Annotated in this window: 10 protein-coding genes; 1 reads left to right on the top strand and 9 read right to left on the bottom strand. The window is 66.1% G+C overall.

Annotated elements, in window-relative coordinates; all coding sequences use genetic code 11:
- Positions 1 to 9: 9 nt before the first annotated feature.
- From IB268_RS16905 to IB268_RS16945, 9 genes are all read right to left on the bottom strand, one after another.
- Positions 10 to 1,800, bottom strand: coding sequence for an aminopeptidase P family protein (locus IB268_RS16905; protein WP_192354550.1), 1,791 nt, complete (start codon positions 1,798 to 1,800; stop codon positions 10 to 12).
- A 14-nt stretch (positions 1,801 to 1,814) separates the two neighbouring features.
- Positions 1,815 to 2,639, bottom strand: a complete 825-nt coding sequence (locus tag IB268_RS16910) for a M55 family metallopeptidase (protein WP_054450710.1) — start codon at positions 2,637 to 2,639, stop codon at positions 1,815 to 1,817.
- 20 nt (positions 2,640 to 2,659) lie between these two features.
- Entirely contained in the window at positions 2,660 to 3,754 is a 1,095-nt protein-coding gene (locus IB268_RS16915; RefSeq protein WP_119450955.1) for a P1 family peptidase, read from the bottom strand.
- Between the two features lie 108 nt (positions 3,755 to 3,862).
- Positions 3,863 to 4,762 (bottom strand): glutathione ABC transporter permease GsiD, encoded by a 900-nt coding sequence (gene gsiD / locus IB268_RS16920; protein WP_192354551.1) that lies wholly within the window; start codon positions 4,760 to 4,762, stop codon positions 3,863 to 3,865.
- Positions 4,763 to 4,769: 7 nt separating this feature from the next.
- Positions 4,770 to 5,690, bottom strand: a complete 921-nt coding sequence (gsiC, locus tag IB268_RS16925; RefSeq protein WP_013392281.1) for a glutathione ABC transporter permease GsiC — start codon at positions 5,688 to 5,690, stop codon at positions 4,770 to 4,772.
- An 89-nt stretch (positions 5,691 to 5,779) separates the two neighbouring features.
- Complete coding sequence (gene gsiB, locus IB268_RS16930) at positions 5,780 to 7,333, bottom strand: glutathione ABC transporter substrate-binding protein GsiB (RefSeq protein ID WP_054450705.1); 1,554 nt, start codon at positions 7,331 to 7,333, stop codon at positions 5,780 to 5,782.
- A 66-nt stretch (positions 7,334 to 7,399) separates the two neighbouring features.
- Positions 7,400 to 9,280, bottom strand: a complete 1,881-nt coding sequence (locus IB268_RS16935; protein ID WP_054450703.1) for a dipeptide ABC transporter ATP-binding protein — start codon at positions 9,278 to 9,280, stop codon at positions 7,400 to 7,402.
- A gap of 44 nt (positions 9,281 to 9,324) precedes the next feature.
- Entirely contained in the window at positions 9,325 to 10,305 is a 981-nt protein-coding gene (locus tag IB268_RS16940; RefSeq protein ID WP_054450701.1) for an isoaspartyl peptidase/L-asparaginase family protein, read from the bottom strand.
- Positions 10,302 to 11,177: a MurR/RpiR family transcriptional regulator gene (locus tag IB268_RS16945; RefSeq protein ID WP_054450699.1), complete on the bottom strand. Its 876-nt coding sequence runs from the start codon at positions 11,175 to 11,177 to the stop codon at positions 10,302 to 10,304. Before IB268_RS16945 ends, IB268_RS16940 begins: the two co-directional genes overlap by 4 nt.
- A gap of 190 nt (positions 11,178 to 11,367) precedes the next feature.
- Here IB268_RS16945 and IB268_RS16950 point away from each other — a divergent pair, with 190 nt between their 5' ends.
- The gene (locus IB268_RS16950) at positions 11,368 to 11,826 is read left to right on the top strand and encodes a GNAT family N-acetyltransferase (protein WP_054450697.1); all 459 of its coding nucleotides are present in this window, start codon (positions 11,368 to 11,370) and stop codon (positions 11,824 to 11,826) included.
- Positions 11,827 to 11,857 lie beyond the last annotated feature (31 nt).

Here is an 11,857-nt window from a genome sequence, read left to right on the forward strand (position 1 = left end):
CGCAGCGGTTCAGATCGCGGCGGTGCGGCGCTCCAGCCAGGCCAGCGCCTCGCCTTCGACCAGCGGCGACAGGCGTTCGTACACCGTCTTGTGATAGTCGTTGAGCCAGGCGATTTCGTCGGCGCGCATCAGCGACGGCTCGATGCAGCGCGTGTCGATCGGGCACAGCGTCAGCGTTTCGAAGCACAGGAATTCGCCAAGTTCCGAGGTCAGCCAAGCGCGGTTGGCGACCAGGTTCTCGATGCGCACGCCCCAGCGGCCCGGGCGGTAGATGCCCGGCTCGTTGGAGGTGATCATGCCTGGCTCCATCGCCGTGTGCGGACCCGGCACGGCGCGGTAGGAAATGACCTGCGGGCCCTCATGCACGTTCAGGAAGTAACCCACGCCGTGGCCCGTGCCGTGGCCGTATTCCGCGCCGCCTTCCCAGATAGGGGCGCGCGCGATGGCATCCAGCATGGGCGAAGGCGTGCCGCGCGGGAACGAGGCGCGCGACAGCGCGATCATGCCCTTGAGCACCAGCGTGAAATCCACCTTCTGGTCGGCGCTGGGCGAGCCCACCGCGACCACGCGGGTGATGTCGGTCGTGCCGCCCAGGTATTGGCCGCCCGAGTCGATCAGCAGCAGGCCGTCGCCTTCGATGGTGGCGTGCGATTCCTGGGTTGCGCGGTAGTGCGGCATCGCGCCGTTGGCGTTGAAGCCGGCGATGGTGGCGAAGCTGGGGCAGACATAGGCCGGCCGGCGCGCGCGCGCAGCGGTGATCTGCTCGTCGATGGTCAGTTCGGTGATGGTTTCATTGCCCAGCGCGCCTTCGAACCAGGCGAAGAACTCACAGAGCGCGGCGCCGTCCTGCGCCATGGCAAGACGTACGTTCGCCAGCTCGGCATCGGTCTTGCGGGATTTCAGCAGCGTGGACGGATTGATGGCCTCGACGCGCGGCACGGCCGGGTCCATCGCATGGAACACGCCGCAGGTCACGCGGGCCGGATCGATCAGCAGCTTCTGATCGAGTTCCAGCGAGGCCAGCGCATCGGCGGCCTGGGCATATGCGGCGACTTCCACGCCATCGGCCGCCAGCACAGCACGCAGGGCGTCGTCGATCTTGCCGTCGGCCACGAACAGCGTGGCATGGTCCTGTCCGACCAGCGCGTGGCCGACGAACACCGGGTTGTAATCCACGTCCGCGCCGCGCAGGTTGAAGAGCCAGGCAATGTCGTCCAGCGTGCTGATGAAATGCACGTCGGCGCCATGCGTGCGCATGGCGGCGCGCACCTGCGCCAGCTTGTCTGCGCGGGTCACGCAGGCTTCGGGCGCCACATGTTCATAGATGGCGGCGCCGGGCAGCCCGGCGCGTTCCTGCCAGATGTCTTCCAGCAGATCCTCGCGGATTTCAAGCGCCGCGCCGGCCGAGGCCGCGGCCGCCGACAAGGCGCGGAAAGCGCCCAGGCCCAGCACCTGTCCGTCCACCCCGATGACCTCGCCCGCCTTGGCATTGGCCGCCAGCCAGTCCACATGGCCCGGCGTCGTGGCCAGCGCGATCTTCATCAGCTGCACGCAGGTGCCGGCCAACTGGGCTTCGGCCTGCACCCAGTAGCGGCTGTCCACCCACAGGCCGGCGAAATCGGCCGTGACCACCAGCGTGCCGACCGAGCCCGTGAAGCCGGACAACCAGCGCCGTCCCTGCCAGCGCGCGGGCAGGTATTCGGACAGGTGCGGGTCCGAGGACGGAACGACATAGGCGGACAGGCCGCGGCGGCTCATGGCCTGCCGCAATTGGGCAATACGGGCGTCGGTGCTAGACATGGGGGATGGGATCCTTAGCGCAACATGAAAGACATGGCGGCCAGGCTGTTCAGCGTGCGGACGGCGGACTGCATGCTATCCGTGGTGAATCGCAAGGTCACGCCGTCCACGCGTTCCAGCGTGGGCCACATGCAGAACAGGTCGGCCAGGGCCGAGCTCTGCGTCTGCAACCGGCATTCTATAGGGGCGGGAATGCGGAAAGGAACCACTCCCCCTTTCTTCAAATTGCGCACGGCGGTTTCGGCGGCGGACGCAATCGCGCGGCGCGATGCAGCGGGCGACAGGGTCACGCCGCTACCCTGCCCATGGGCCACCTTGGTCTGCACCCATTCGGCGCCCGGGAAGGTATCGCGGGTCTCCTCGATGAAGGCATCGTCGCCGGTGCCCAGGATGACGGGCACGCCCAACTCGCCCGCCAGCGCGCCGTACAGGCCGGCCTCGCCCAGCTCCATGCCGTTGATGAGCACGCGGGCGAAGGCGAAGCTGTTGATGGTGTGGGCCAGGATGCCGCGGCCCTGCGAACGCGAGTGGTAGCCGATCATGAAGACGGCGTCGCAGCCCTCTTCCAGGCCGCCCATCATGCCGAGGTAGCGCGGCTTGCCCAGCACCAGGCGGGCGCGCTCGTCCAGGCCGTCAGGCAGCAGGTTGCGAAAGCCGCCGTGCGAATCGTTGACCAGGATCTCTTCGGCGCCGCCGGCGATCGCGCCTTGCACGGCCGCGTTGGCCTCGGCGGTCATCCAGGCGCGGGCGCGCTCGTATTCGCCGTTGCCGGCGCGGACTTGTTCGGAATGAAAGACGCCGGCGACGCCTTCGATATCGGTGGAAATCAGGATCTTCATGGGATCAGCCTCGGAGGATTTCAGAATTCGGTTTCGGACAGCCACTGGCGCCACTGCGGCGCCGCGTCGCGGATCGCGGCGCGGTGGTTGCCGTCGCGCCCCGTCACGCCTTCGGCATGCCACAGCGCGGAAATGATGGCCTGTTCGCAGGCTTCGGCGGCGGCTTCGAACAAGGGATCGATGCGGGCCTCGTGCAGCATCGCCACCGCCGGCATGGGCTGCTCCGGCAGTTGCGGCACCGTATAGGCCGTGGAAAACGCCAGCGCGATGTCGCCGCTGCCATGGCCGTACACCGAACCGGTGCGGGCCAGCCCCGCCCCGGCCCGCAGCGACAGGCGGCGCAACTGGCGCGAGTCCAGCGGCGCATCGGTCGCCAGCAGCAGGATGATGGAACCCTTCTCGGGCACGATGGCGGCGTTCTCGCCCGCCTGGGCGAGGCTGCTGTCCAGTTGCTGCGCCAGCCGGCGGCCGAAGGGCCTGCCCGCCACGGTCAGGTTGGGCAGGCGGCCGAAGTTCGCCAGCACCAGCGCGCCAACCGTGTATTGCGGTCCGGCCTGAATGGATGCCAGGCGCGAGGCCGAGCCGATGCCGCCCTTGAACGAGAAGCAGGACATGCCCCGGCCCGCGCCGACGGCGCCCTGCTCGAACGGCTTGCCCGCGGCGGCCAGCGCCTCGGCGTAGTGCGATTCCTGCACCGCCAGCGCCTGGATATCGTTCAGATAGCCATCGTTGCATTCGAAGACCAGCGGATTGACGGTAGCCATGCCGCGACCAATGCCAGGGTTCGCGGCGACCGCGGCGCGGATCTGCGCATTGGCCACCGTACCCACGCCAAACGTATTGGTCAGCGCAATGGGCGTTTCCAGCACGCCCAGCTCCTGCACCTGAACCAGGCCGGTGCTCTTGCCGAAGCCGTTCAGCACGGTGGCGGCAGCCGGCACCTTATCCAGATAGGGATCGCCGGCATGCGGACGCACCACGGTTACGCCGGTCTGCAGCGGGCCCTCGGCCAGCGTACGGTGGCCGACGGCGACCTCACCCACGTCGCAGATCGAATCCAGCGGTCCCGATGGCAGTACGCCGATGCGGGGGATGTCCAGCGCTTGTTTGTCCATGTTCGCTGCGTGTCGCCACGCTCCTGAATGTAAAACGCCGCCGCCCTGGGGCGACGGCGCAAAGATTCGCCCTCCACGCCGGCCCTCCAGGGAGGGCCGGCGGCAGGATTACTTGCGGTCGATCTTGGGATCGAGCGCGTCGCGCAGGCCGTCGCCCAGCAGGTTGAACGCGAGCACCGTGAAGAAGATCGCCAGCGCCGGGAAGATTGCCACGTGCGGCGCGATCACCATGTCGGCGCGCGCTTCGTTCAGCATCGCGCCCCACTCCGGCGTGGGAGGCGAAGCGCCCATGCCCAGGAACGACAGGCTGGCCGCGGTGATGATCGAGGTGCCGATGCGCATCGTGCCGTAGACCACGATCGGCGAGATCGTGCCGGGCAGGATGTGGCGCATGATGATGGTCCAGTCGGACGCGCCCACGCTCTTGACCGCTTCGACGTAGGTCATCTGCTTGATCGACAGCGTGTTGCCGCGCACCAGGCGGGCAAACGCCGGCACGCTGAACACGGCCACGGCCACGATCACGTTGACCATGCTGGAACCCAGGATGGCGACCACGCCGATGGCCAGCAGCATGCCGGGGAACGCCAGCAGCACGTCGGAGATGCGCATCGTGATGCGTTCCCACCAGCCTTCGTAGTAGCCCGCCATCAGGCCCATGAAAGTGCCGACGACGGCGCCCATGGCGACGGACAGGAAGCCCGCGGCCAGGGAGATGCGCGCGCCCATGATGATGCGGCTGAAGATGTCGCGGCCCAGCGAGTCCACGCCCAGCCAGTGGGTCGCGGAAGGTCCGGCGTTCAGGGCGTCGTAGTCGAAGAAGTTCTCCGGGTCGAACGGCACGATCCACGGCGCGAAGACCGCGACGACGACGAGCAGCAGGACGAAGATGCCCGCGCCGACGGCGAGCTTCTGCTTCTTGAATTTGCGCCAGAACTCGGTGGCGGGGGTGCGCACGTCGTTCTTGGGAGCGGCGGCGATGGTCGTGGCGGGTGTCGTATTGCTCATGGCCGCCTCACTTGTAACGGATGCTGGGATTGATGACGCCATAGAGCACGTCGACAATCAGGTTGATCAGGATGAATTCCAGCGAGAACAGCAGCACCAGGCCCTGGATCACCGGATAGTCGCGCTGGGTCACGGCGTCCACCAGCAGGCGGCCGAGGCCGGGCCAGTTGAACACGGTCTCGACCACGATGGAGCCGCCCAGCAGGAAGCCGAACTGCAGGCCCATCATCGTGACGACGGGAATCAGCGCATTGCGCAGCGCGTGCTTGATCACGACGCGGCGCTCGGTCAGGCCCTTGGCGCGGGCGGTCCGCACGAAGTCTTCCTGGATGACTTCCACGAAGGAAGCCCGGGTAAAGCGCGCCATCACGGCCGCCACGGCGGCGCCCAGCGTGATGGACGGAAGTATGTAGTGTTGCCAGGTCGAGGCGCCCACGGTAGGCAGCCAGCCCAGATTCACGGAGAAGACCTGCATCAGCATCATGCCCAGCGCGAACGCGGGGAACGAGATGCCGGACACCGCCAGCGTCATGCCGAGACGGTCGGGCCAGCGATTGCGCCATACCGCCGACACGATCCCGATGATCATGCCGAAGGTCACTGACCACACCATGCTGGCGAGCGTGAGCCACAGGGTAGGCATGAAACGGTCGGCGATTTCGGTCGAGACGGGGCGCTTGGTACGCAAGGAGGTACCCAGGTCGCCTTGCAGCATGTGGCTGAAATAGCGCACGAACTGCTGCGGCAGCGGCAGATCCAGTCCCAGTTCCTTGCGCACGAGCTCGACGGTCTGCTGGTCGGCCTCCTGGCCCGCGGCCAGTCGCGCCGGGTCGCCCGGAAGCATGTGCACAAACAGGAACACGACCACGGCTACCAGCAGCAGCGTGGGGATCATGCCCAAAAGACGTTTGACGATGTAGGTCAGCATTGAAATTCCTGCAACATCGGCGGGGACACCGCGCCCCCGCCGTATGTGGCCTTACAAGGGCGACTAGGCCCCGAGAGTTACTGCCAGATTTACTGCTTCAGATCGATGTCACCGAACCAGAACGAGGTGTCCGGCTCAACGTACACGCCCGACAGGTTCTTCGACTTCACGTACAGGTTGTTCTGGGTCACCAGGAAGGCCCACGGGGCGTCCTTCCAGATGGTTTCCTGAACGTTCTTGTAGATTTCGGTCTTCTTGGCGCGGTCGGTCGTGGCCAGGGCTTGCTGGATGCCATCGTCCACCGACTTGTTCGAGTAATACGACACGTTGTTGAGCACCGGCGGGAACGCGGCGGTGGTCAGCAGCGGACGCAGGCCCCAATCGGCTTCGCCGGTCGAGGACGACCAGCCGGCGTAGTACATGCGGACCTTGGCGTCTTCAGGCTTCTGCACCTGTTGGACGCGCTGCACGCGCTGGCCCGATTCCAGCACTTCGACGGACACCTTGATGCCGACTTGCGCCAATTGCTGCTGCAGGAACTGCACCACCTTCACCGAGGTGCCGTCGTTATAGGCGGACCACAGCTGGCTTTCGAAGCCGTTGGGGTAGCCGGCTTCGGCCAGCAGGGCCTTGGCCTTCTTGATGTCGTACGGCCACGGGCCGGTCTTGTGCGCGTAGTCCACGCCTTGCGGCACGACGCCGTCGACGATGGTGGCATAGCCCGAGAAAGCGACCTTGGCCAGGGCTTCCTTGTTGATGGCGTAGTTGATGGCTTCACGCACCTTGACGTTGTCGAACGGCTTTTGCTGCGTGTTCATCGACAGGTAGCGCGCCATGATCGAGTTGTGGTGATCGACCACGTCCAGCTTGTCGTTCTTCTTCAGCACGGCGGCCTGCTCGAACGGCACCGGGAAGGCGAACTGCGCTTCACCCGTCTGCACCACGGCGGCGCGGGTGTTGTTGTCCGTCACGGTACGGAAGGTCAGGGTGTCGACCTTGGGGTAGCCCTTCTTCCAGTAGCCGTCGAACTTCTTGACCTTCAGGTATTCGGCCGGCTTCCATTCGACGAATTCGAAGGGACCGGTGCCCACAGGGTGGAAGCCGATTTCCTTGCCGTACTTGGCCAGCGCGGCGGGCGAGATCATCATGGCGGCCGGGTGGGCCAGCGCGTTGATGAAGGCCGAGAACGGCTTCTTCAGCGTGATCTTGACGGTCATCGGGTCGACCACTTCGGTCTTGTCGATGACGCTGAACTGGATGTAGCGCGACAGGCGGTTGTCCGGATTGGCCGGACGGTCGAAGTTGATCTTGACGGCTTCGGCGTTGAAATCGGTGCCGTCATGGAACTTCACGCCGGGACGCAGCTTGAAGGTGTAGACCAGGCCGTCTTCGCTGACGGTGTAGTCGGTGGCCAGGACCTTCTGGACCTTCAGGTCCTTGTCGAACTCGAACAGGCCTTCATAGTAGGCCTTGCCGGCCGCCTGGTTCAGCGTGCTGTTGGTGTTGTACGGATCGAGCGTTTCCAGCGCGATGGAGACGGCGAACGTCACGTCCTTGGCGGCATGCGCCAGCGGCGACGCGATCACGCCGAAGGCCAGCGCAGCGGCGGCCATCAGTTTGGTGGGGCGCAGAACTTTCATCATTGCAACTCCTGGTTCCAAAAAGGAATTAGGGGGTTTGGTGGAAGAAAAACAAGTACGACAACTGACTCAATACGCTCCGCCGACCGGATGCCGGGCGACGAAGTGATCCGTTCCGACCTGCACCAGCGGCTGCACCACGGGCTCGTCGCCGAGCTTGCGGATGGGGCTGGGGATTTCGTCGGACAACAGCGTGCGCTTCATGTGGCGGCGGGCCGGATCGGCGATCGGCACGGCGGACATCAGCTTCTTGGTGTAAGGGTGCTGCGGATTCTCGAAAATGGCGCGGCGCGGCCCGATCTCCACGATCTGGCCCAGGTACATCACGGCAACGCGGTGGCTGACGCGCTCGACCACGGCCATGTCATGCGAAATGAACAGGAAGGAAATGCCCATGTCGCGCTGCAGGTCGATCAGCAGGTTCACGATCTGCGCCTGGATCGACACGTCCAGCGCCGACACGGATTCGTCCGCGATCACGACCTTGGGGTTCAAAGCCAGGGCGCGCGCAATGCAGATGCGCTGGCGCTGGCCGCCCGAAAATTCGTGCGGATAGCGCTGCGCCATTTCCGCCGGCAGGCCCACGCGTTCCAGCAGTTCGGCCACGCGGCGCTCGGCATCGCGGCCACGGGCCACGCCGTGCACCAGCAGCGGCTCCATGATGGAAAAGCCGACCGTCACGCGCGGATCCAGCGAGGCGAACGGGTCCTGGAACACGAACTGGATGTCGCGGCGCAGGGATTGCAGTTCGGTGTTCTTCAGGCGCACGATGTCGCGGCCGCCGAAGCGGATCTCGCCGCCCTGGCTGTCGACCAGGCGCAACAGCGAGCGGCCGGTGGTGGACTTGCCGCAACCGGACTCGCCCACCAGCGACAGCGTTTCGCCGGGGAACAGGTCGAAGCTGACCTGCTCCACCGCATGCACGCGGCGCTGCACGCGGCTCATGATGCCGCCGCGCAGATCGAAGCGGGTGACCAGCTTGCGCACGCTCAGGATAGGCTCGCGCTTGGCGTCCGGCGCGGCGGGCGCGCTGACCGGAGCTGCCTCGGGCTGGGCCTGGCCTTCGGCCTGCAGCAGCGGGAAACGCGCGGGCAGGTCCGTGCCCTGCATGGCGCCCAGCTTCGGCACGGCCGACAGCAGCGCCTTGGTGTAGCGGTGCTGCGGCGAGGCGAATACCTGCTCGGACGGGCCTTCCTCGACCTTGTCGCCGCGGTACATGACCAGCACGCGGTCGGCCACTTCCGCGACCACGCCCATGTCGTGGGTGATGAACACCACGCCCATGTGCATTTCTTCCTGCAGCTGGCGGATCAGTTGCAGGATCTGCGCCTGGATGGTGACGTCCAGCGCGGTGGTGGGTTCGTCGGCGATCAGCAGCGCCGGCTTGCAGGCCAGCGCCATGGCGATCATCACGCGCTGGCGCATGCCGCCCGACAGTTGGTGCGGGTAGCGGTCCAGCACCGACTTGGCTTCCGGAATACGGACCTGCTCCAGCATGCGCAGCGCCTCGGCGCGCGCGGCCGCGGCGTCCTTGCCCTGGTGCTGGCGGATCGATTCGGCGATCTGGTCGCCGGCGGTGAAGACCGGATTCAGGGAGGTCATCGGCTCCTGGAAGATCATGGCCATGTCCGCGCCGCGCACACTGCGCATTTCGCGTTGGCTGGATCCGACCAGGTCGATCACGGAACCGTTGCGCCGCCGCAGGGCCATGCTGCCCTGGGCGATGCGCCCGCCGCCGTGCTCCACCAGACGCATGAGCGCCAGGGACGTCACCGATTTGCCCGAACCCGATTCGCCCACGATGGCCAGGGTCTCGCCCCGGTCCACATGGAACGACAGATTGCGCACGGCTTCGACCGTGCGCTCCGATCCCACGAAGCGCACCGTCAGGTCGTCGACCTGGACCACGCGGTTTTCCGGCAGCGCCAGGCTGTTTGCGCGATCAACCATCTCTTTTGATTCCCCAAATACTGAAAAAACGAACCCGCCGCCGCTTATCGGTAGATAGCGGTGACCGGCTTCTCGCCGACGCGGGCGTAACCCCGATACATGCCTTCCGTGTTGAACGGCAAGGCCACATTGCCCTGGGCGTCGACGGCCACCAGGCCGCCCTTGCCATCGATGGTGGGCAGCTTTTCATGCACGACGCGGTCGGCGGCCGCTTCCAGCGACGCGCCGCAATATTCCATCTGCGCCGCCACGTCATAGGCGGCGACCATGCGGATGAACATTTCGCCGGTGCCCGTGGTGGACACCGCGCAGGTCTTGTTGCTGGCATAGGTGCCGGCGCCGATCAGCGGCGCGTCGCCCACGCGGCCGACCTGCTTGTTGGTGATGCCGCCGGTCGAAGTGGCCGCGGCCAGGTTGCCCTGGGCGTCCACCGCCACCGCGCCCACGGTGCCGAACTTCTTGTCCGAGTCCAGCGGATCGGCCGGTGCGGGCTGGCCGCGCGCGACCAGCGCCTGGCCGTCATGGTCCAGCACCGCCGCTTCCGGCGTTTCGCGCTGCACGCGCAGCAGCTGTTCGCGGCGGGCTTCGGTGGAGAAGTAGGAGGGATCGACCAGTTCCACGCCTTCTTCCTTGGCGAAGGCTTCGGCGCCCTCGCCCACGAAGAACACGTGCTTGCTGTTTTCCATGACCTTGCGCGCGGCGAAGATCGGGTTGCGCACGCGGTGCACGCCGGCGATCGCGCCCGAGCGCAGCGTGGCGCCGTCCATGATGGCGGCGTCCAGTTCGTGGGTGGCGGCGCTGGTGAACACGGCGCCATGGCCGGCGTTGAACAGCGGACAGTCTTCCAGCAGGCGGACGGCTTCGGTCACGGCGTCCAGGGCGCTGCCGCCACGGGCCAGCACGGCCTGGCCGGCGGTCAGGATGGATTCCAGCGCGCTCAGGTACTCCTGTTCTTTCTCGGGCGACATGGCCGCGCGGGACATCGCGCCGGCGCCACCGTGAATCGCAATCACGGGTTGAATCATCGTTTACCTACTCCATGGATGAGCCACGGCATCACGGACTGGGTCACCCCAGCGGCGGCCGCGACGGAATTCTTGGCCCGATAGGCCACCGCGGCCGACAGGGCTTCGATCAGCCCCAGCGCAGCGGTTTCGGAATTGGGAATCAGCTGGCGCGCGGAATACGCATACAGCAACACGGAAGCCGTGGGCGCCAGCGGCGAGGTGGGCTTGTCGGTCAGCACCAGCACCGGCACGCCGGCCTGCTTGGCGGCGCCGGCCAACGTCACCGTGTCGGCCAGGTAGCGGGGAAAGCCGATGGCGATCACCAGGTCCTTGGACGTCATGCGCGCCATCTGGCGCGCCGCGTGCGACACGCCGCCGGGACCGGCCAGAGATTCGACGGAATGCAGATGCATGCACAGGCCGCGCTGCAGGAGGCCGGCCAGGAAGCCGCTGGCGCCGAAACCGATGATGAAAACGCGGTCGGCGGCCAGGATGGCCTCCACTGCCTGCTCGCAGGCGGCGGCGTCCAGCGACTGCAGGTTGCGCTGGGCATTGCGGATGTCTTCTTCCAGCGTAGCGGCGAAGATCTGCACGGCGCTGGCGGAATGCGCCAGCTCTGTGCGCAGCTTTTCCACCGGCTCCAGCGCCGCCTCGAAGCCGCGCGCGAGTTCGGCGCGGAACTGCGGATAGCCCGGCAGGTCCAGGGCGCGCGCGAAGCGGTTGGCCGTCGCCACCGACACTCCCACCGCCGCAGCGAACTCATCGATGGTCATGGTGGCGGCGCGGAACTGGTGCGCCAGCACGTACTCGGCCATCTTGTGCTGAGTACGGCTCAGCGCGGGCTGGGCCCGGGCGATCCGGTCAGCAATCGTGAGTGCGGCCTTGGTCATCGAGGGGGGGAGATGTAGCGGGAGTTTATGTAAATCTGTTTACAAACAAATTTTAGAGAAGAAAATAGATTTTCATACTAAGGGTATACCCGTGAAAACATGTAACAGTGCATCGAATAAAACGGGGTCGGTTTGAGGTACGCTAAGGCCCGCCCTAATGGCCCCCACCCCGCCACACCGGATTGACGCTATGCCCGATTGGATCTGCAAGCCGCACCAGGAACTGACCGTGACCGAGATCTACGCGATCCTGCGGTTGCGCACGGAAGTCTTTGTCATTGAACAGAATTGCATCTTCCAGGACATGGATGGCAAGGATCTGATCGGGCAGACCTCGCACCTGATGGCCTGGCAGGACGGCAAGCTCGCCGCCTATTGCCGCATCCTGGATCCGTCGCTGAAGGACGGCCAGATCGAGATCGGACGCGTCATCACCGCCCCCTGGACCCGCGGCCAGGGCCTGGGCCACGAGCTGATCCGCCACGCGATGCAGGAAGTACGCCTGCGCTGGCCCGGCCGCGCCATGTACCTGGGCGCGCAGGCCCGCCTGCGCAACTACTACGGCGGCCACGGCTTCGTGCAGGTCACCGAGGAGTACATCGAGGACGGCATCCCGCATGTGGGGATGCGGCTCGACGAAACGGCATAAAAAAACGCCCCGGAGGGGCGTTTTTCATGGG

The sequence above is a fragment of the Achromobacter sp. ACM01 genome (assembly GCF_014851745.1).
Classification (GTDB): Bacteria; Pseudomonadota; Gammaproteobacteria; order Burkholderiales; family Burkholderiaceae_B; genus Achromobacter; species Achromobacter aegrifaciens.

Excerpts from the sequence above, each read along its gene's own strand:
- IB268_RS16940 (WP_054450701.1), bottom strand. The coding sequence starts at position 10,305 with ATGATTCAACCCGTGATTGCGATTCACGGTGGCGCCGGCGCGATGTCC.
- gsiB (WP_054450705.1), bottom strand. The coding sequence starts at position 7,333 with ATGATGAAAGTTCTGCGCCCCACCAAACTGATGGCCGCCGCTGCGCTG.
- gsiD (WP_192354551.1), bottom strand. The coding sequence starts at position 4,762 with ATGAGCAATACGACACCCGCCACGACCATCGCCGCCGCTCCCAAGAAC.
- IB268_RS16950 (WP_054450697.1), top strand. The coding sequence starts at position 11,368 with ATGCCCGATTGGATCTGCAAGCCGCACCAGGAACTGACCGTGACCGAG.
- IB268_RS16945 (WP_054450699.1), bottom strand. The coding sequence starts at position 11,177 with ATGACCAAGGCCGCACTCACGATTGCTGACCGGATCGCCCGGGCCCAG.
- gsiC (WP_013392281.1), bottom strand. The coding sequence starts at position 5,690 with ATGCTGACCTACATCGTCAAACGTCTTTTGGGCATGATCCCCACGCTG.
- IB268_RS16910 (WP_054450710.1), bottom strand. The coding sequence starts at position 2,639 with ATGAAGATCCTGATTTCCACCGATATCGAAGGCGTCGCCGGCGTCTTT.
- IB268_RS16935 (WP_054450703.1), bottom strand. The coding sequence starts at position 9,280 with ATGGTTGATCGCGCAAACAGCCTGGCGCTGCCGGAAAACCGCGTGGTC.
- IB268_RS16915 (WP_119450955.1), bottom strand. The coding sequence starts at position 3,754 with ATGGACAAACAAGCGCTGGACATCCCCCGCATCGGCGTACTGCCATCG.
- IB268_RS16905 (WP_192354550.1), bottom strand. The coding sequence starts at position 1,800 with ATGTCTAGCACCGACGCCCGTATTGCCCAATTGCGGCAGGCCATGAGC.